The sequence below is a fragment of the Rhizobium sp. NZLR1 genome (assembly GCF_017357385.1).
GTDB lineage: Bacteria > Pseudomonadota > Alphaproteobacteria > Rhizobiales > Rhizobiaceae > Rhizobium.
Genome location: NZ_CP071635.1, coordinates 142,421 through 162,192, shown reverse-complemented (window position 1 = coordinate 162,192; position 19,772 = coordinate 142,421). Strand labels below are relative to the sequence as shown.

Here is a 19,772-nt window from a genome sequence, read left to right as displayed (position 1 = left end):
AACGGGTCACCGCAGCTCAAAATTTGGGACAAGAAATGAACGGGCAATTGGCGAATTTGAAGACGACAATCGCTGATCCGCACCAGGATCATATCATCATATCGGAGCGGCAGGGCCGTTCGAAATTTAAGGCTATAGACTCGCCTTCTGGCTCGTTGTCCCCAGTCGCAATCGACCTGGCCGGCGTTTCGAAATCATATGGTGGTAAAGTCGTCGTCAATGACTTGTCGTTTACTATCGCCGCAGGAGAGTGTTTTGGTCTTTTAGGACCGAACGGCGCAGGTAAAAGTACGATCACCCGTATGATCCTAGGAATGACGTCGCCAAGTGCAGGCAAGATCACTGTACTCGGAGCGCAGGAGCCGGGCCAGGTTCGCTTGGCACGCGCGAAAATCGGGATCGTGTCACAGTTCGATAATCTCGACTTGGAATTCACGGTTCGCGAAAACCTTTTGGTATACGGCCGCTACTTCCGCATGAGCACCCGAGAAATCGAAGCGGTCATCCCGTCTCTGCTTGATTTTGCGAGACTTGAGAGCAAGACGAATACGCGTGTGGCAGACCTATCGGGAGGAATGAAGCGGCGCCTCACTTTGGCGCGTGCGCTCATTAATGACCCACAGCTACTCATTTTGGACGAGCCGACCACTGGTCTCGACCCACACGCGCGACACTTGATCTGGGAGAGGCTTCGATCGCTGTTGGCACGAGGCAAGACAATTCTTCTGACCACCCATATCATGGAAGAGGCGGAGCGCTTGTGCGACCGGCTGTGCGTGCTTGAAGCTGGGCGAAAGATCGCCGAAGGCCGACCGCATGCCCTGATCGAGGAGCAGATTGGCTGTCCCGTGATCGAAATTTATGGTGGCGATCCGCAGGAGCTTAGTCTTTTGATCAGGCCAAACGCTAGGCGACTGGAAATCAGCGGAGAGACCCTGTTCTGCTACACGCCTGATCCAGAGCAGGTGCGCGCGCAACTGCGTGGATATTCGGGCCTGCGCTTGCTGGAGCGTCCACCAAATCTAGAGGATGTCTTCTTGCGGTTAACCGGACGCGAGATGGAGAAGTAGACGATGAGCGTAGCAACATTACCCGCTGGCGGTTTGAACTGGCTCGCAGTTTGGCGCAGAAACTATCTGGCTTGGAAAAAAGCGGCGCTGGCATCCATTCTCGGAAATCTGGCCGATCCCATAATATACCTATTCGGGCTCGGCGCTGGATTGGGAGTGATGGTAGGGCGCGTTGACGGCGTATCGTACACTGCATTTTTGGCGGCTGGAATGATCGCGACAAGCGCGATGACCGCTGCAACCTTCGAGACTATCTATGCGGCCTTTGGCCGAATGCAGGGCCAGCGCACCTGGGAAGCAATGTTGTACACACAGCTCACACTAGGGGATATCGTCGTTGGGGAAATGGCATGGGCAGCAACTAAGGCGGCGCTGGCGGGCACCGGTATTGGTATCGTCGCCGCCACGCTGGGATACACACATTGGTTATGCCTTCTCTATGCGCTTCCGGTCATCGCCCTCACTGGCTTAGCCTTTGCGAGCCTTGGAATGGTCGTCACGGCCCTCGCGCCCAGCTACGATTACTTCATATTTTACCAAACGCTTGTCATCACACCGATGTTATTCTTATCAGGCGCAGTCTTTCCCGTAGACCAATTGCCCGTAGCATTCCAACAGATAGCGGCCTTCTTGCCCTTGGCACATTCGATAGATGTTATCCGCCCGACGATGCTGGGCCAACCAATCGCCAATGTCTGCCTGCATATCGGCGTTCTCTGCATCTACATAGTCGTACCATTCTTCTTGTCTACCGCATTGCTTCGGCGGCGACTGATGCGGTGAAGAATGCTGCTTAGCAAGTAAAAGGGCACATCGCGTCTCCGCGGCCATCACCGCCAACCATATTGGGGCAGCGACGACCCCCGGCTCCAGCGGCGTGATGCCGCCTCACCAATTTGCTATGGCTGCCACCGTCAGCACCTCACTACGATTGCGCGGCCTAATGCCAAGGTCAAACGACCATTGTTCCGGCCTCGGCCAGCATGGTCTGCGTGAGCCCAGCGATGCCGCCGATGACGACCGTGCTGCCGAGCCCCGTCAGCTGATCAATCAGGGTCGGCGATAGCCGTTGGTCTGTACGCGATCTTGCGGTTTCTAGGGACGACACAATCCTCGATGACATGACCCACAGAAACCTAGGCCGGAACCGCCACGTTATCGGCTAGAGAAAGCAACAGACAGCCTGGCAATTCCCCTAAGCCAGCCTTAATCTGATCAGTGACGACATCCGCCACGTCACAAAACCGTTGGAGGGAACTCCGAAAAACTTTCGAGCAAGGTCAGGCCGGGGCTCCTTCGGGCCGACTCCTAGATTCAATTGTGTCGTGGAGGCGGCATGGGATAACTGGTGTTAGTTGCGGAGTCCACGGGGAAAGGTCAGGCGGCGCGCCAAGTGGTTGCCGAAGTCAACCAACCCGATCCATAATGTCGGACTGAATGGTCATAGCAGTGTATATTGAAGCGTCCAATGGCAGATCTCCAAACGCGAGTTGACACAGAAGATAGTTGGCGCCTGCCTCTTCCAACTGATCAAGAAGAGACCGTCGCACAGAGGCTGCCGTTCCTACTACGCACAATTCACTCTCAATTGCGGCATCCAAGGTCAGCGGCAGGTTTGACGGAACTGGGATCGCATTGATATCGTATAGAAATTTGAAGCTCTTAACCCATCGTTCGTAAGCAGGTGCCGCGAGTGAATAGGCATGCGCGGCAGAACGTCCGACCACCACCATTCGGAGCAATCCGAGAAATGAGGCTTGGTCGTTCGTGCCATCGTAGTCCTCTCGATGGGAATGGAAGGCATCAGTAATTTTTCGAACAACAGACGCGGGTCCTAGGCACGCGATATTCGCGCCATTTGCAGCGGCCCAAGCTGCAGACTCGGGCCGGTTGGTGGCGATCCAAATGGGCGGATGTGGACGCTGATAAGGCTTCAGCGTCAATGGTACGTTGTTTAGCTCAAAGTGATCGCCTTGGTAGGATAGCGTACCGCCCTTCATTGCCTTGACAAGGATTTCACTGGCTTCGGCGTAACGCTCCGGCACCGCGTCCGCATCAATTCCAAAGTAGCCCAATTCGATTGGGAGTGATCCGCGGCCTATGCCCAACTCGAGCCTACCACCGCTCAACTGGTCAAGCATACAGATCTCTTCAAACGCGCGTAGCGGATGACACAGGCTTAGCAGCATGACCATGGGGCCGACGCGAAGATGACGAGTGCGCTGTGCCACGCTCGATAAGAACAAATTCGGCGATGGGCCTCTGCCATGCGGAGTACAATGGTGCTCTGCGAGATGATACGCATAAAAACCGAGCCGATCGCAGGTCTCTGCTAGCGTAAGGCGATTTGCATATTGTTGTGCGAGGTCGCGACCATCCTCGTCCAAATGATCAAAGATGCCGAAGCTTAGCTTTGCAGGAAAGGCGTTTCTCATTCCGTATCTCCAACGTTCATGCACATCCTTCAGGCACCGATCCAAATTTAAGACTTGGATTGCTGAGCGGACATGATCTCATGCTCAGGGCGAACTTACCTCTGAGCTTTGCGTCTGCGAGGGCAGATCATTGAGATCTCGAAATTGCCCGCAGCGATCTGTGATTTTGCTGTTGCCGAAAGTCCACCGTCAGGCGTCGGCCCGCTCTACATCACCAAGGCCTAGAGAATGCCGACCCGGTGGCTTCGTCGACGCTTTGCAGGTCGTGCCGACGCGCGCCTTTTGTGAAGATGGTTCCTGATTTGACTTTGATGGCCGGTCCAAACCGGGCGGATAGTATCGAGCAGCGGCCTCCCGTTGCCCGCCATATCATGTTTATGCAACGCATAGAGGAGAGGCAGCGTTGCTTTAAGGCCGGCCTTCGAGATCCTCAGCTCCCATAATATCGCTGACCGCCGCAAGAAATGCATCCATCTGCGCTTTTGTACCGATGCTAACGCGGATGGAATATTCCAGTCCTCTATCGGGGAAGACAGCAATGAGTATCTTTTTCCGCTCCAGGGAGGCTTGCCACCAGACGCTGTCTCTTCCCGCTGGCACACGGGCCAGCAGGAAGTTTGCATGCGAGGGAGTTACGGTGAAACCAAATTGCGAGAGCGCTGCGCTCACTCGCTGTCTCTCATACTTAATTTGCTTGTGGTTCTCGTCGTAGGCGGACCGATTCGAAAGGATGCTGACGCCAACAGCATGGCCAATCACGTTCATGTTGAAGACGTTCTGTATGTTTCGCAGTCTGCCGATGACCTCAGGATGACCGAATCCGAGCCCAACTCGAATGCCCGCAGCAGCATAGCTCTTCGAAAATGTTCTTAAGAGCAGGAGGTTCGCATGACGCTTAACCAGACGTAGAGCATCGTCAGGTGCAAAGTCGACATAGGCTTCATCCAAAACAATCAACCGATCCGATTGTGCCACAAGGAGTTCGATGTCAGCAATCGGAATAAATGTTCCGGTTGGGTTGTTCGGATTAGCCAACAGAATGAACTTGGCATCTTTTGCTGGTCCGAGGAGTAATTGCTTTGACAGCAATGAGTGAATTTCCCCCCACCCAATTTCCAGAAAATCAGCTCCTTGCAAAAAGGCCAGTTTGCGGTTGAATGAAAACCCCGGCGACACCATCGCGACAGTGTCACCCGGAGCAAGGAATGCCCTGTAGATAAGCCCGAGAAGTTCAGATGATCCGTTCCCGGCGATCACCTGATCTCTGGAGAGGTCATAGGTAAGGGCGGCTGCTTCCCTCAGACTGATGTTGTCATTTTCCGGATACAGATACTGCCGTTCGAGGGCAGCAATAGCGCTCTGCATGACAACTGCCGGCAACGCAAATGGATTTTCATTCGTGTTTAGCTTGATGCAACCAGCATCCGGCGCCTTACTGGAAGGCAGAGCGTTCAGCTGTCCGGGCACTTCCGAAAGAGCCGAAAGCACGCTCTGCAATTTTGCATCAGACATGTTTTTCTCCGTTTCATTCGCTGGGGCGATCACATTGTGCCGGTACAAATACTCCTGTTCGTCCATTCCATATCGGCTCGCGACTTTTTTATTGGATTTTCATACGGTTGGTAAAATCGTTTCTATGCATGGCATCCATCCATGCTATCAATTGACTGGCAGGCTGTGCGGGAAGGGACAGGAGAGCAGGGACGTTGCCGACTGTCCGCGAGCACATGTTTCGAAAATGGCAGCGCGATAAGAAGTCGATCGAAATGGCCTTCTCGAAACTTACCCGGCCAGCGTTACGATTCAATTGGCGTGGCTCATCTAATCGATGACATCGATTTCGACATAATCCTTGGCGACAACTAATTCCGCGTCATACGGGTTCTTTCTAAGGATACGACAACGGCTGTCAGGTGCGCCTCGCGCGGCAAGAACGCCGAGGGCTGAGGCGATAAATTTTGAATCGCCGGCTTCCATTGCCTCGTCTGAATCGAGCAGATTGGCAATGTCGAAATCCATGATCTTTTCAGTCGTCGTGTTACCAGTCTAGCCGATAAGCGATGACCCTGAACAGAATCTCAGTAGGTTATCGACACTTCAGAACGGCTTTCATTGAGATTGTTCAGGGATTTTCGATATCGTTGCTATAGCTGACGATAAATCGGACCACGACGCTTCCCAAACATAAGCGATCACCGGCGTTTATGATCATAGGATCAACAACCGTTGCCCGGGAGGAATAACGATCACGCCTGAGGCGAAAGCCCCCTTGCACAATGTTTCGGCATTAAATCGAGGCATTGGCAGCCAGACATGAAAACCATCATAAGCGGGCGTTCGTAAATCATTACCAACGACTGAGCGAGCCATCTTCGGACGGTGTCTCGCCTCACTTTCAATTGCCTCTCGAATACCGTTACGGTCCCGTCAGAAAGCCACTCGGCTAAAATGGCGCAGGATAGAGGCGATACAGTCAACGACGAAGCACACTGGGTCCAAGGCACGCTGGACAAAGGATGCGGGTTTGCGTTGCAAGGCCCGGCATCTCGCAAGATCGTGTGAACGCTGGGCAACGCGGCGCGTCTCTTGATCAACGACGCTATGACGGCGAGGAATATGTGGCTGCCGTCAAAGCTTGCGTCGTAAGCGCTGTTTTCAGGCCACGGCTTTGAGTTCGTGCTTTGCGGCATAGGCCCAAGGCAGCAGGTCGTCGATCTGGCTATTTGGATGCCCGTTGACGATCTTCGTGAGGACGTCTGAGAGATAGGCCAGTGGCTCGACATCGTTGAGCTTGGCAGTCTCGATGAGCGAGGCGATGGTCGCCCAGTGTTCGGCCCCGGCGTCGGACCCGGCAAATAGCGCATTCTTGCGATTGAGGGCAATTGGCCTGATGGATCGTTCGACGGTGTTGGAGTCGATCTCGATCCGGCCGTCGTCGATGAAGCGGGTCAAGCCGTCCCAGCGTGACAAGGCATAACGGATGGCTTCAGCGAGCTTTGTCTTTTGGCTGATGTAGCCGAGTTGTTCACGCAGCCAGGGAGCGAGGCTGTCGGTAATCGGACGACTTTTTTCCTGACGGGCGACACGACGCTCCTCGTGGGTCCGGCCACGTATCTCGTCTTCGATCTTGTAAAGTTCGGCGATGCGTCGGAGCCCCTCGCTGGCGATGGGCGCGGGACCGGCGGCAGCCAGCTCATAGAAGCGGCGTCGAACGTGGGACCAACAGAAGGCCAGCGACACGGTGTTCCTTGCCGCGAGCGGGCGATATCCACTGTAGCCGTCTACTTGCAGGATACCGGCGAAGCCATCGAGATGGACCATAGGCCGTTCACCTTTGCGGTCCGGCGCATAGACATAGGCGACGCCTGGTGGGTCATTGCCCTGCCATGGCCTGTCATCACGCGCATAGGCCCAAAGTTGCCCGGTCTTGGTTTTGCCACGTCCCGGATCGAGCACCGGAGCTGTCGTCTCGTCGGCGAAGAGCTTGGACGACGACTTCAAATGATCAAGCAGCCGCTGATGGACTGGGCGCAGATGCCAGGCGGCACGGCCGACCCAGTCGGCGAGCGTCGAACGATCAAGATCAATGCCCTGGCGCTTGTAGATTTGCGCCTGGCGGTACAGCGGCAGGTGATCGGCATATTTAGAGACCAGAACCTGGGCGACAGTTGCCTCTGTCGGAATGCCGCCCTCGATCAGCCTTGCCGGGGCCGGAGCCTGGACAACGACCTCCTCGCAGGCCCGGCAGCCATACTTTGGGCGGCGCACCACCAGCACGCGGAATTGGGCGGGCACAATGTCCAGCTTCTCGCTGACATCTTCGCCGATCCGATGCAGGTTATTGCGGCAGCAAGGACAGGCATGGTCATCAATATCGACCACGATCTCGATGCGCGGCAGGTGCGCTGGCAGCGAACCTCTGTTCGTGCGCCGTTTGGCGACCTGCGCCTGTCGAACAGCAGGGGAGGCTTGCTCATTGTCTTCGAGACCGGCAGCCTCGACTTGCTCGGCCTCTTCAAGCCCAAGCAGAAGCTGGTCCTCGGGAAGCGTCTCGGCACGGCGACCAAAGCGGTGGCGCTGCAATTCCTTGATGATCTGACGCAGGCGGGCATTCTCCGCCTCGCGCGAAAGCACCGTCGCTTTCAGCGCGTTCAGGTCATCCGGAAGCTCGTCCGCCGTTATCGTCATGCGCCAAGAACAGCATATTTTACCGCTCGGATCGAGAGGCTGGATGATGCTGATTCAATTGGTCGCGGCCGTCATCCAGCCCTTACCGGCGTGCGCGTTTCGCTCGGCGTATGCACGCGTTTCCAGTCCAATCCCTCGAACAGCGCCGAGAACTGAACGGCCGTCAGATGCATCGCGCCGTCCTGCATTCGAGGCCAATGGAACTCGCCATCCTCAAGCCGCTTGGCGACCAGGCACACGCCGCTGCCATCCCAGAAGATCAGCTTAATCCGGTCCGTTCGTTTGGCGCGGAACACGTAGATCGTGCCAGAGAATGGGTCAGCACCCATCTCCGCCTTCACCAGTGCTGCCAATCCTTCAGCACCTTTGCGGAAGTCGACGGGCTTGGTGGCGATCATCACCTTTACCGCACCGGACGGACCAATCACGACTGAGCCTTCAAGGCCTGGATCACGGCAGCAATGGTCGCGCTGTCCGTGCCAGATGCGATCCTGACGATCGCGCCGCCAACCTCCAGCTCGATTGCCGCAATTGGAAGTGCGCTCCTCGTTATCGTCTTTCGCCGTGTCGGGGGTGGCTCTGCCGGACGATCAATTACCGCTGGCACAAACATTGACGGCGAGTCTTGCTTCGCCTGACTTCGCACCTGCCGACGCCAGGTAAACAATTGTCCGGGCGACAACCCATGCCGACGCGCAACAGCACTGACCGACATCTCGCCGCTATAGCTCTCGGCGACAATGCGGTCCTTCTCCTCGTCGCTCCAGTCGCGGCGACGGCCTGTTCCCGTGAAAACCTCAAACCGTTGCAACGGCACATCTTCACTGGTGCCATGCGTAAATCCTGTAATCGTCATATGTCGAAGCCTCGTTCGGCAACAACATCAACAATCACACGCTGATCCGGAAGGTGGGGTCAAGGCACCGCTTACCTTGCGTCGACGCATTGAGCGGTAAGACTGCCCCGGAACAACTCCGGTAAGCGCTTCTGCATGTGGCCGATGAGGCGGGTATCGCAGCTCTCTCTCGTCCGGCAGGGAGTTAGAGCGCGATGACCGGATCTGCCCTCGAGCCCCAGGATAGCCCGAATCTCAAAGGCTACCCGCTTTCGACGTCGCGTCTGCGCGGAGCGCCCGCCCCAACTGGCCGGACACGGACGCGCCACTCCTTGCCGTCAGGTTGCTTCGAGCACCATGTTGAGCGAGCTCTGGGCCGCGCGCCTGATATGGGTGAAGCCGCCGGACCGGATCACCTCGGTCAGCCGCCGTTCGCCTGCCTGCGCGCCTAGCGCCAGCCCTGTCTCCTGCGCAAGCGAGGTGGGAACGCAGATCATCGTCGACGCCGAGTAGTAGAGGCGCCTGACCGGATTGATGTTCTCCTCCAACGTATCTCCCGCGATCGGCTCGACGACCATCCACGTGCCGCCGTCTTTCAGCGCCTTTCTGATATGAGACGCCGCGGCTTTCGGGTCGCCCATGTCGTGCAGGGAGTCGAAGCAGGTGATCAAGTCGAAATCCCGGCCGTCGAAATCTTGCGCTCGGCCCACCTCGAACTGCACGTTCGTCAACCCGTGCGCCTCAGCGTGCGCTTTCGCAGCCGCGACCGAGCCCATATGGAAGTCGTAGCCCACAAACCGGGAATTGGGAAAGGCCTGCGCCATCAGCACCGTCGATACCCGTGCCCGCAACCGACGTCGGCCACCGTTGCACCCGATTTTAACATGGCGATCACGCCATCGAGCGCCGGCAGCCACTCCTGGACCAGCGCATTGACGTAACCAGGGCGGAACAGCCGCGCTACAGCGCAGAACATGCAGCCAGCCTGGTCGCCCCAGGCAACGCCTTCATCGGTCTTGAAGGCAGACTGCACCTTCGGCTGATTTCCGACCATCGCGGCAGCGGTATCGAACGCGCCAATCAGGTTGAACGGGCTGTCGGGTTCAGCAAACACATAGGCCTGCTCCGGCGTGAGCGAGAACTGGCCATTCTCGCAATGCACATAGCCCGAAGCCGCCTGCGCTGCCAGCCACTCGCGCACATAGCGAGGCGCGCATCTAGCGGCCACGGCAACCTCCTCGGCCGTCGCGGGTCCGATCTCCTTCAGCGTCTTGTAGAGGCCGAGGTCATCGCCGATCCGCACCAGCGGCACGCTGAATGCACCGCCAAGGTCGCCAAGGATGCGGTCCACGAGCTTCTCAAGCGTTGTGTCGTTGAGTTGGGTCATGTCGGATTCCTCCTGATTTACGGGCGGCCTCTTGCCGATGGCCGCCTTCAATGGATCGGGAACTCGATGCCCCCTATTCGGGGTGTATGCCCGCTTGCGCTTGGCATCGACGCTCATCTATCGACCCGCGCACACGCTAACTGGATAGCCTCCTCGCGTCGACAGTAACGGGCAGGCGCCTGTTCTGCGATAGCTCGGGGAGGGCTATCCGCCATCCATTTTTCAGCAAAATAAAGCCGCCCCATAGGTTTTTGTGCTCAACCGAAATGATCGGTTCCTCAAGGTCTTTCTTGTGAATATAGACCGATAAGCCGACGTCAGTTCTGCTGATTGTCACTCTCATGCATGTCCCTTCTCGTTGTGGCGGCTTTGGAGCTCCGGACGTCGAGCGTTATCAAAGCCTGTTAGTTCAGTACGACATATGCCCAGGCCGATATCTCCCTTATTGCTCTGTCTGAAATTTGGACGGCATCCGTTCCCGGGCCAACGTCGGCTACTCAGGTTGCGCGCATCGCTCACTGGATGGGATATTGGTGGGACGTGAATTTTTAACCTCATGTTCGCCTAGGAGACCACTGACCACTCGTCCCATTTTGCGCTTTAGTCCGGTGACGATCAGGCAGGGACGCAGGTCTTCGGCATCGGACACACCGAAGCGCATTGTTGCGTGTCGAACTCACCCCTGCACTCGGTACATTTTTTTGAATCCACAACATATCCCTCACCTTTGAAACTGATCGCATCTGAGGGACATTCAAATTCGCAAGCGCCGCACTGGGTGCATTGGGATATAATGATCTTGAAGGCCATGATTTAGCTCCTGATTCAATTAGAGGGGCCTAAAGCCGTCGGCATCGCCGGTTTGCCGCCAAACTCGGCGGCGTATAGCGCGCCAATCGCAGTCTCGATGTAATCATAGGAAAATGCGTCACTGGCTCGCACGCCAGTTTCTGCCAACCGCTTCTTTGGGCAATCGCCGATTTTGGAAGAAAGCAGAATGTCGATGCCGTCGAGTGCAACGATAGTGTGATCGAGAGTGGCCTTCTCGCCTAAACCACCGAGGCAATACTGCTCGACCTTGCGGTGTCCCACCAAGTTGATCCCCTTTCGTGAGACTGCATACACCTGGAGTTCCCTTGCCTGACCGAAATGTTCGTTGATCCGGCCGCCACCTTTAGTCGCCACGGCAACAGCAAGGGTTCGCGAAGAACCAAGTGACTTGACTGCTTTGTTCGCGTCCAATTTTGCTGCCAGTTGATCCCCTCGCTCGTGCTGGACCAGCTTGCGATAGGCCTCGCGCTTGCTGGTGTCGAATTCAACTTTGGTGGAGATCTGGTCGAGGGCAAACTCTCGCTCGCGATCATCGCCCAGCAAACCGATGGCGTCGGCCCGGCATTGTTGGCAGTGGCGCATAAGCTTAACGTTGCCATCGAGACAGTCTTGAAGTGCCTTCAGTTCGAACGGCTCCGGGCAACGCTGACCCGTAAGACCGTAATAAGTACCATGCGTAGGCTTGGAAATCAGGGGCACCACATTGTGCATGAATGCACCGCGGTCTCTGATCCATCGGTTAACTTCGACGAGGTGCGTGTCATTGACGCCTGGAATCATAACCGAATTGATTTTGGTGAGGATGCCGCGCTTGGTCAGCAATTCCAAACCCAACATTTGGCGCTCGTGAAGGATCCCGGCAGCTTCTATGCCAGTGTATCGACGATGTCCGTGAATTATCCATGGATAGATCTTCGCCCCTACCTCCGGATCCACCATGTTGATAGTGATCGTCACGTGATCGATATTCATGTCAGCTAGCTCATCGACATGATCCGGAAGCGCCAATCCATTGGTGGAGATACATAGTTTGATGTCAGGTATTTCTCTCGCAACTCCTTCAAACGTCGCTACGGTCTTCCTCCAGTCGTAACAAGCGTCGCCCGGTCCGGCAACGCCGATTACGGAAAGCTCCGGCACTTTGCTGGCGACGGCAAGCACCTTTCGTAGTGCCTGGTCGGGAGTTAGCTTTACTGATGCGACCCCGGGACGGCTTTCGTTGGTGCAATCATATTTGCGATTGCAGTAGTTGCACTGGATGTTGCACGCAGGTGCGACCGCGACATGCATGCGAGCGAAATAGTGATGCGCTTGCTCTGAAAAGCAGGGATGATCTTTAATTCTCTCCCAGATCCGCGCATCTTTGTCATCCGTCACCGAAAGGCCATAGGACGAAGATGCGCGGCCACCGGGCATAGCGGGAGCCATCGGCGCCCGGTGGGAGGGGGTACTGCTGGTCGTCCCGACCTTTATTTCCGGTTCCCACATCGCACTGTTCCACTGTTGAGGAAAGGTTACAGCTCCAAAAGCAAGAGAGATTCCGGTCGACGAGACATTGCTGTTCAGCGCTTATGTCGCCTTACCGCTCGTTTCCCCGTTTGCTGCCGGAGATGTCTTATAGAAATGAAAATAGATCGCGCCCGAAGTCGTTGGGCCACGCTTACGGAGTTCTTGGCGATCGCCGTCACTCCTTCTTCACATCGATACGATGCCGGCGTAGCGCATAGCCGACCTGCCGCGGCGTTTTACCCAGGATACGAGCCGCTTTGGCCTGTACCCAACCAGCCCTCTCCATTGCGTTGATCAGCCGATCACGCTCGGTGAGGCCCGCTGCCTCGATTGTGGCTGCGGCACCGCTGGGAGTGCCTGCGTGGGCGCCCAGTCCGCCCGACATTGTATCTCGCGGGTCGAGACCATGCATCGCGTCGTTGCCAATACCGTCGCCGTCGGCTTTCCGGAGGAGCGCCGAAGAACACTGGTCTTGCTGACAGGCAAAATCCGATGAAGTGATGGTATTTGAACTGGCGAGAGTGGCGGTCCTTTGAACGCAGTTGTCCAGCTCGCGAACATTGCCGGGGAAGGCGCATTTCGACAAAATGTCTATTGCCGACGGCCCGAAGTCGCAATTTCGATCATTTGCCTTGTTGAATTGCTCGAGGAACACTTGCGCTAGACGCGAAATGTCTCCGTCGCGCTGCCGAAGTGGCGGCAAAATGATCGGCACCACATTGATCCGGTAATAGAGGTCGGCTCTGAACTCCCCTCGAAGGACGGCCACTTCAAGGTTTTTGTTGGTGGCGCATATAACTCGAACGTCTACTTTCAATGTCTTCGTTCCGCCGAGACGTTCGAATTCGCCTTCCTGTAACACGCGCAATAACTTCGCCTGGAATTGTGGTGATACATCGCCAATTTCATCAAGCAACAGCGTTCCGCCATTGGCCAGTTCGAAACGTCCAGCTCGTTGAAGGAGAGCGCCAGTGAAAGCGCCCTTCTCATGGCCAAACAATTCGGATTCCAGAACGGTTTCCGACAGCGCGGCGCAATTCAACTTAATAAACGCCTTGCTTTTCCGTATCGATAACGCGTGTATTGCCCTTGCAAAGCATTCCTTGCCAGTGCCGCTCTCTCCTCTCAAGAGCACCGCGGAGTTCGTCGCGGCCACGATCCTGGTGATAGCTAATACCCTCTTGAGCGCGGGGCTCTCCCCGACGATCCAGTCGATTTTATCGATTTGGGTGGGATGAGACTTCGGCTTGATTTTCGGAATCTGTCCTGCTTGTTGTTCCTCGGCGACTGAGCCGCCATCGCTGCACAATTCGTGATAGCGCTGGCAGGTTAAGCCGATCAGGACGGCAATCATCGCCAGAAGGGTTTCGTCCTGATCTCCGCTTTTCTGCGCGAAATCAATCCACAATGCGCCAATTGCTTTCCGGTTTACCTTAACGGGGAGAACGGCAGAATTTTTCCCAAAGTGCTTCTCACCGCTAACGATGACACGATTTATTGCGTCCGCCTGTTCAATCGTAAGAGAACGTGAGCGAACGTCGTGCCCAATTGGAGCTCGCACGCTTATCCAGGGCTCTCCTCCGGAGTCGTGAATCACGATTCCGCCATCGCGCAATCGCAGATGCTCGACGAGGGCGTTCATGGCAGCCTTCAGCAAGTTGTCTAGAGGAAAAGAAGAGATAAGCTCTTTGGAGATGTCGTAGAGAATATGGAGCCGCGCCTCTGGTTTAATCATGCCTACAAACAGGGGAGGGTGCACTGCTTTTTACCCTGGTACGCGAAATATGCTAACGCATATTCCTAAGTTAAAAATACGTGTTATCGACGGCGCAAAAATTAGCCTTTCGAAAGGTTGAGTGGATGCACATTCAATCGCCGCCGCTAATGCAGCTGCATCGATCGCTGCTATCCCGGCGGAGGTAGGGACTCCTCATCCGAATTTGAAGAGGACCCCGAACCCGCCCCGGGGATAATTCCACTTTATGTCGCCACTCGCTTCGCATAACACTCTGCATGTGCCGCATTCCAAGCAGCCATCCGAAACAATCGCCACCTGACCAATTTCGTTCACCTCGTAGCATTTGGCCGGACAGATTTGCGTCAAGGCGAGGAGGTTTGGGCTCGGCGACAGATGCGGTCGCACCGTAATGTGCGGGCGTCCAGTATCGACGAGATACCGGTTTTGGTACAGCTTATCCTCAATGCGCTCAATGATGGTCGCCTTCATCGAATTTTCCTTTAACGCCAAGATACGGCGGAACGAACCGCGTCGCTAATCAACCCCCAACGGGATCGTGCGTTGATAAAGGAGGCAGCTGTAGCCTTCTCCCTGTTGATTTTAGGTGCACCGTCGACGCGCACAAAATTTTGAGCCGCCTGAGAGATAAGCGTTGGATACGTCATGAAAAAATTGTTACTGTCGGTGTGGAGGAGGCTTGGAAGATCTTTGTGTTTGATCAGGTCTTTCATGACGAACGACTTGTCCAGTATGCCCTTATAGAGAGAGAGATTGCGTTTCGTCATCAGACCGCCACGGCTCTTTATCTGGAAGATCGCTTCACCCGCCATGAGGCCGGATGTCATCGCAAGGTTCGACCCCTCCCTATGCACGGCATTGTTTAGTTGCGCCGCGTCGCCCACGACGACCCACCCGTTGCCAAAGAGCTGGGGGATTGCCTTGAAGCCCCCCTCAGGAATAAGATGCGCGGCGTATTCTTTGATCTCTGATCCGGCCAGTAATGGTCGGATCGAGGGATGTTGCTTGAAGGCGTCAAGAAGGCGGTACGGATTTTCCATGCCTTCCGCTAAACCGGAGACGAGGCAGCCGATCCCCACCGAGATCGACTCCTTGTTGGTATAAAGGAAGCCCAGTCCGGCCATTCCGCGTGAGATCGTGCCGCCGGCTTCGATCACACAGCCTTCGCTACCGTTGAGGCCGAAGCGCTCTGCGATGACCTCTTCCGGCATAAAATGCATTTCCTTGACAGCGAGTGCCACATTTTCTGGCTTCGGCATATCGCGTAAACCGGCTCGTGTTCCAAGCAGTCCGTTCACGCCCTCAGCAAGGACGACTACGTCCGCGAGGATCACACCGCCCTCTCGGTCCGTGTAAACGCCTATTACACTACCGCTCCGATCTCGAGCAAGTTTCGTCGCTGTCGTTTCACAAAGGACTGTGCCGCCCGCCTCGCGCACCTTGGATGAGAACCATTTGTCAAACTGGGCACGGATGATCGTATACCGGTTTGGCTTCAGTTCATTGAAGTCATCAGAGCGATAGTGCACGCCCGTGTGCGACGAGTCATCCATTAGCCAGAATCGTTGCTCGACCAGATGCCGTTCCAGGGGAGCGTCATCTCGGAAGTTTGGGATAATCGCCTCCAACATGTTCGCATATAATATAGCCCCCTGAACATTCTTAGAGCCCGAATGTTCTCCGCGCTCCAGCTGCAGCACTTTTAGACCGCGACGAGCCATCGAGTACGCTGCGGCGTTGCCGGACATACCGGCACCAATGACGATCGCGTCGAACTTACTCTTGGTCATCTAGCCTTCCTCGATCCATACCCTTGATAGAATTGTGCGGTGGCATTCGCCTGGCGAAAGCTTCTGTCAACGCCGGCAAGAACTCCAGCGCGCAAGCGACAACGCCGATGTGGGCGAAGTCAAAGATCGGAGCGTTCTGGTCGAGGTTGATGGCGACAATCAGATCGGCTCCTTCGACGCCAACGCGATGCTGGACCGCACCAGATATTCCCGCCGCGATGTAAAGCTTAGGTCTAATGGTATGGCCGGACTGACCAATTTGTCGATCAGCAGGCATCCAGCCTTTTTGGACCAGTGGCCGCGAGCACCCGACTCCCCCGCCGATCGTCGTTGCAAGGTTTCTCAAGTATTGCAGGTTTCCTGCAGCGCCGAGGCCGAGTCCACCCCCAACCACGATGTCGGAGTTGGCCAGATCGGATTGCTCAGATCCGTCGTTGCAGAGGAATGCGAGGACTTTGGTGACGATCGCTTCCTCGACCATTGTGAGTTCGTGCTGGATAACGCGCCCAATTGGCTTATCCTCACGTTGCGGCGTCGCCATGACCCTGGACCGCACCGTTGCCATTTGCGGCCGGCTGTTCAGCGTGTAGATCGTGCACAACAAGGACCCGCCGAAAGTTGGCCGTGTCGCTGCGAGTGAACCATCTCCATCAACATCCAGCTCGGTGCAATCAGCCGTAAGCCCCGTTTGTAAGGTCGTTGCTACAGCACCGGCGAGGTCGCGGCCGAGCGTGGTCGCGCCGAGAAGGAGAATTTCTGGTTTGTGAGTAGTGACCAGATCCGTCAAAGCCTTGGTGAAGGGTTCGTTTCGATAGTTGGCGAGGAGGGGCGACTCTACCAGATAGGCGACATCAGCTCCGTAAGCGAAGGCCTCTTCGATCGCAGGCTTGGTTCCCACGCCTTCAGACGAACCGAGGATTACCCCGGCCAGTTGAACGCCCAGCTTATCGGCTAGTCTGCGGCCTTCTCCGAGGAGTTCAATCGATACGGGATGAACCTTGCCGCGCTCAAGTTCCATGAAGACCCAGACGTGCCGGTGATCTTCGAAACACTTAAGCAGCTTTTTCCCTGAGCTGGCGCGGCCGACCGCGTTTGCCGGCGTTTCATTTTTTCTAGCGACCAAAATCTACTCCTCGCTGCTCACCGATCGCCATGGGACGTGAGCTTGCGTTCCAAAACAGGCTCGCGGGCAAAAATTGCAGCGACCGTGTCCGCCGCGACCTCGGCCAACGTTTTGTCGTTAATGTCCATTTGCATAGCTTTTTCGGCGCGAGGACCAGGAGCGAATACTCGCTTCACGACCGTCGGCGATCCCCTTAGGCCGCATTTGGTCAACTCCCCAATGCCGGCGTCAGCGGCCCCCCATTTAAGAACCGGGCTTCGCGCGGCACGGAAGGCGTCATCGAGAGAGCCCCGGCGGATTGCATTGACACCTTCCAGCACGGTGATGAGACATGGCAACGTGCTCTTCAGCATCTGCGTGCCGCTCTCCGCGTGCCGTTCAACCATGAGCTCGCGCGACGTGGGATCAATGGAGACAATCTTCGTTACGTAAGTCAGTTGCTGGAGGTTCAGCCTCTTTGCAATTCCGGGTCCGACCTGGGCCGTGTCGCCGTCAATTGTCTGCTTTCCGGTAAAGACGATATCAGGCGCCCCATAGCTCTCGCCAATTTTCGCTACTGCTTGAGAAAGTGCATACGAGGTCGCCAGCGTGTCAGATCCAGCAAAGTGGCGGTCGGTCAGAAGCACTGCGCGATCTGCGCCGTGGGTGAGGGCTTTGCGTAGCGCTTGCTCAGCCATGGGCGGTCCCATCGTGAGAACGGTCACCTCGCCCCCATAGCGGTCACGAACTTGTAGTGCCTCTTCGAGAGCAAACAGGTCGTAAGGGTTAATGATGGTCGGTACGCCTTGGCGCATGATCGTATTTGTCACCGGGTGGACGCGTATCTGCGCAGAGTCCGGCACTTGTTTGATACAGACCACGATGTGCATAATCGTTTAAGCTCCCAATCGGATTTGGGCTTTAGGGACCCGGCTTACTCTGAGCACTACTCGTGCCAATCAGGTTGCGGCGGTAAGCCTTCGAGATTGCACATGTTTCGTTGTCGCTATGCGGAGGGGTTTTGTAGGGTTGCCGACATGTCGTGTCGCAATCCGCCCGATCACCACCGCGAACGGATGGCGGTTCGATAGGCTTCAGGTCGGACAACTCCATGATAGCTGCGATACGAGCCGGCCCCCGGGAGATAGTACGGGGACTGAAGATCTGGTGCGGTCGGCGTGTATCGAGCTTCGGTTTGCCGGTGATAACTGACTAGCGACACCGTAATACGCGGTCAGAAGCACAGCGATCGAGAAAATAACGCTGCGGCGCCTAGTGAGGTTGGACAAGCGTTTTAGCTGATGTTGCGGCGTCACCAGGATCATTGCCAGAGGCGTGGAGAAGCCTTGCTGGAAATATCAATCGAAGGCCGTTCATGAACGCTGCCGCAGCGCGTCGAGGTCTTGGCTTTTCTCCGTCTCAATCATTTACATCAACGCCGTTCTGATCGGTTGGGCGAGTACCGTATGACCAAATGAACAACCCGAAGCCACTTGATCTGACGGCACTTGCTGCATTGAACCCGCGCCGGCTTGTGGTCCTTCAAACGCGTGACAACAAATGTGCGACACTGTCGTCACCTGTGTCAGATCAGCGACAAAAGCCGGCCGGCAACATCTGCCGCCCAGCATCTATTACGAATACCGGTGATCATCAGAAATAAGGAAAAGCCCAATGAGCTCGGAGAACATGTTGCAGCAGGCCGTGACACGCCTTGCTGATGCGGCAAAGCACCTCAACATCGAGTCGACAATTCTCGAAAGATGGGAGTACCCGCGCGAGATTAACGCAAGCCCGTCTGACGATCCGAATGGACGACGGCTCACACAAGTCCTTTCGGGCCTGGCGCTATGACGATAGGCAGAAATTTCACTTACCGCTCTGTTCAAATTTCCCGAGCCAGCTCTTTTTGAGGATGCCGATTACATTGCGATAACGGACCGGCGTCCAGACGAAGTTGGTCATGCGCCTTTCATCCGACGGCCGCGGAAAGTGGATTTGATCTTTCGTCATCGACAGCAGCACCTGACGCGTGCTTCCAAGCTAGGGGAAGCGTGCGAATATAGATCGGATTGCGTCTTGCAGACGCAGATCGGGGTCCAGTCCAAGCCCCGCCCCCCGATGCCCGAACGGAACGGAAAGTCGCAATTCGCCACGGCGCGCTTTCGATCTGGCGGCATCGAGCATGCGGGCTCTCAGCACGCCAAGTTCGAACTCGCTGATACTGCCCTTCATCCCCAGCAGCAGACGATCATTGGGCCGACATGGATTGTAGACACCATCGTGATCTATGACGCGGGCTTCAACGAGGCCACATAGTTCGAGCAGATGGTGCCAGTCGCGGCCGTTACGTGCGAGCCGTGAGGCATCGAAGCATAAAACGGCACCAACTTTGGCGGCGCACAGCAGGGCGACGAGACGATCGAAGCCGGGGCGCGCGGACCGTTCCGCTGGCAGAGCGTCCGAGGTCATCGTCGATGACCTCAACGTCGAGAAAGCCGCGCTGTCGTGCGACGTCAACAAGATCATACTGCCGTCGCTGGCTTTCCAGATTGGTCACCTGTGACTGAGTGGACTGCCGAACGTAAACGACGGCCTTGCGTTCAAGCAGCACTGTCGGAATCAGATCAGTGCTGATCATCGTTGAGCTCCTCGACGGCCAGACCGGCCGCCTGCATCAGCAGGCAAGCCAGTGTTGATATCGCCTTCTTGCGATCCTTGTCGCTCAGTCCGTCGAGCGTGCGGGTTTTGAATATCAGGTCGAGCTGCCGGCCCGACGCCGGCACCAGCGTGTTGCGGGATCTCATCATCTTCCTCCTAAGTGATTCCATGTTCACCCCGGAAGAGTGCCGCCTTCGCACCGCTTGAG

At 56.2% G+C, this 19,772-nt stretch carries 17 protein-coding genes and 4 pseudogenes; 4 read left to right on the top strand and 17 right to left on the bottom strand.

Features of this window, described 5'->3' with window-relative positions; genetic code table 11:
* Positions 1 to 35: 35 nt before the first annotated feature.
* Both nodI and J3O30_RS29795 read left to right on the top strand, forming a co-directional pair.
* Complete coding sequence (nodI, locus tag J3O30_RS29800; RefSeq protein ID WP_077988227.1) at positions 36 to 1,070, top strand: nodulation factor ABC transporter ATP-binding protein NodI; 1,035 nt, start codon at positions 36 to 38, stop codon at positions 1,068 to 1,070.
* A 3-nt stretch (positions 1,071 to 1,073) separates the two neighbouring features.
* Positions 1,074 to 1,853: an ABC transporter permease gene (locus J3O30_RS29795; protein ID WP_077988151.1), complete on the top strand. Its 780-nt coding sequence runs from the start codon at positions 1,074 to 1,076 to the stop codon at positions 1,851 to 1,853.
* A gap of 623 nt (positions 1,854 to 2,476) precedes the next feature.
* Here the strand turns inward: J3O30_RS29795 and J3O30_RS29790 are convergent.
* The 6 genes from J3O30_RS29790 to J3O30_RS29765 form a co-directional block, all read right to left on the bottom strand.
* Positions 2,477 to 3,505, bottom strand: a complete 1,029-nt coding sequence (locus J3O30_RS29790) for an LLM class flavin-dependent oxidoreductase (RefSeq protein WP_077988150.1) — start codon at positions 3,503 to 3,505, stop codon at positions 2,477 to 2,479.
* A gap of 408 nt (positions 3,506 to 3,913) precedes the next feature.
* Positions 3,914 to 5,017 carry a histidinol-phosphate transaminase gene (locus J3O30_RS29785; protein WP_077988226.1) on the bottom strand — a complete coding sequence of 368 codons (1,104 nt, stop codon included), beginning with the start codon at positions 5,015 to 5,017 and terminating at the stop codon, positions 3,914 to 3,916.
* Between the two features lie 309 nt (positions 5,018 to 5,326).
* Positions 5,327 to 5,524 carry a hypothetical protein gene (locus J3O30_RS33515; RefSeq protein ID WP_077988149.1) on the bottom strand — a complete coding sequence of 66 codons (198 nt, stop codon included), beginning with the start codon at positions 5,522 to 5,524 and terminating at the stop codon, positions 5,327 to 5,329.
* A 636-nt stretch (positions 5,525 to 6,160) separates the two neighbouring features.
* Positions 6,161 to 7,693, bottom strand: coding sequence for an IS66 family transposase (locus J3O30_RS29775; RefSeq protein WP_077988148.1), 1,533 nt, complete (start codon positions 7,691 to 7,693; stop codon positions 6,161 to 6,163).
* A 71-nt stretch (positions 7,694 to 7,764) separates the two neighbouring features.
* Entirely contained in the window at positions 7,765 to 8,121 is a 357-nt protein-coding gene (gene tnpB / locus J3O30_RS29770; RefSeq protein ID WP_077988147.1) for an IS66 family insertion sequence element accessory protein TnpB, read from the bottom strand.
* The gene (locus tag J3O30_RS29765; RefSeq protein ID WP_046669441.1) at positions 8,118 to 8,549 is read right to left on the bottom strand and encodes a transposase; all 432 of its coding nucleotides are present in this window, start codon (positions 8,547 to 8,549) and stop codon (positions 8,118 to 8,120) included. Before J3O30_RS29765 ends, tnpB begins: the two co-directional genes overlap by 4 nt.
* Before the next feature lie 77 nt (positions 8,550 to 8,626).
* On the opposite strand from J3O30_RS29765, the pseudogene J3O30_RS33505 reads away from it, so the two are divergent.
* Positions 8,627 to 8,747 (top strand): annotated as a pseudogene (locus J3O30_RS33505) (DUF982 domain-containing protein); the annotation flags it as partial.
* 119 nt (positions 8,748 to 8,866) lie between these two features.
* On the opposite strand, the pseudogene J3O30_RS29760 reads toward J3O30_RS33505, so the two are convergent.
* The 9 genes and pseudogenes from J3O30_RS29760 to J3O30_RS29720 all read right to left on the bottom strand — a co-directional run bounded on the left by J3O30_RS29760 (position 8,867) and on the right by J3O30_RS29720 (position 17,793).
* Positions 8,867 to 9,915, bottom strand: a pseudogene (locus J3O30_RS29760) (class I SAM-dependent methyltransferase).
* A 136-nt stretch (positions 9,916 to 10,051) separates the two neighbouring features.
* A complete protein-coding gene (nifT, locus tag J3O30_RS29755) occupies positions 10,052 to 10,258 on the bottom strand; it encodes a putative nitrogen fixation protein NifT (RefSeq protein WP_028734772.1) in 207 nt (68 codons plus the stop codon).
* A gap of 272 nt (positions 10,259 to 10,530) precedes the next feature.
* Positions 10,531 to 10,725, bottom strand: coding sequence for a 4Fe-4S dicluster domain-containing protein (locus J3O30_RS29750; protein ID WP_018484288.1), 195 nt, complete (start codon positions 10,723 to 10,725; stop codon positions 10,531 to 10,533).
* Positions 10,726 to 10,740: 15 nt separating this feature from the next.
* Complete coding sequence (gene nifB, locus J3O30_RS29745; RefSeq protein WP_077988146.1) at positions 10,741 to 12,234, bottom strand: nitrogenase cofactor biosynthesis protein NifB; 1,494 nt, start codon at positions 12,232 to 12,234, stop codon at positions 10,741 to 10,743.
* 196 nt (positions 12,235 to 12,430) lie between these two features.
* Positions 12,431 to 13,990 (bottom strand): nif-specific transcriptional activator NifA, encoded by a 1,560-nt coding sequence (gene nifA, locus J3O30_RS29740; protein ID WP_207585702.1) that lies wholly within the window; start codon positions 13,988 to 13,990, stop codon positions 12,431 to 12,433.
* A gap of 195 nt (positions 13,991 to 14,185) precedes the next feature.
* Positions 14,186 to 14,482, bottom strand: a complete 297-nt coding sequence (locus J3O30_RS29735; RefSeq protein ID WP_018068357.1) for a ferredoxin family protein — start codon at positions 14,480 to 14,482, stop codon at positions 14,186 to 14,188.
* An 11-nt stretch (positions 14,483 to 14,493) separates the two neighbouring features.
* On the bottom strand, positions 14,494 to 15,801 hold the full coding sequence (locus tag J3O30_RS29730) for an FAD-dependent oxidoreductase (RefSeq protein ID WP_077988144.1): 1,308 nt from the start codon (positions 15,799 to 15,801) through the stop codon (positions 14,494 to 14,496).
* Positions 15,788 to 16,924 (bottom strand): electron transfer flavoprotein subunit alpha/FixB family protein, encoded by a 1,137-nt coding sequence (locus J3O30_RS29725; protein ID WP_077988143.1) that lies wholly within the window; start codon positions 16,922 to 16,924, stop codon positions 15,788 to 15,790. Before J3O30_RS29725 ends, J3O30_RS29730 begins: the two co-directional genes overlap by 14 nt.
* A 17-nt stretch (positions 16,925 to 16,941) precedes the next feature.
* Complete coding sequence (locus tag J3O30_RS29720) at positions 16,942 to 17,793, bottom strand: electron transfer flavoprotein subunit beta/FixA family protein (protein WP_077988142.1); 852 nt, start codon at positions 17,791 to 17,793, stop codon at positions 16,942 to 16,944.
* A 799-nt stretch (positions 17,794 to 18,592) separates the two neighbouring features.
* Here J3O30_RS29720 and J3O30_RS29715 point away from each other — a divergent pair.
* Positions 18,593 to 18,767 (top strand): annotated as a pseudogene (locus tag J3O30_RS29715) (glutamate dehydrogenase); the annotation flags it as partial.
* A 44-nt stretch (positions 18,768 to 18,811) separates the two neighbouring features.
* On the opposite strand, the pseudogene J3O30_RS29710 reads toward J3O30_RS29715, so the two are convergent.
* Together J3O30_RS29710 and J3O30_RS29705 are read right to left on the bottom strand one after the other, a co-directional pair.
* Positions 18,812 to 19,544 (bottom strand): annotated as a pseudogene (locus J3O30_RS29710) (recombinase family protein); the annotation flags it as partial.
* The gene (locus tag J3O30_RS29705; RefSeq protein ID WP_025393262.1) at positions 19,531 to 19,710 is read right to left on the bottom strand and encodes a hypothetical protein; all 180 of its coding nucleotides are present in this window, start codon (positions 19,708 to 19,710) and stop codon (positions 19,531 to 19,533) included. The gene J3O30_RS29705 and the pseudogene J3O30_RS29710, both read right to left, overlap by 14 nt.
* Positions 19,711 to 19,772: the final 62 nt, after the last annotated feature.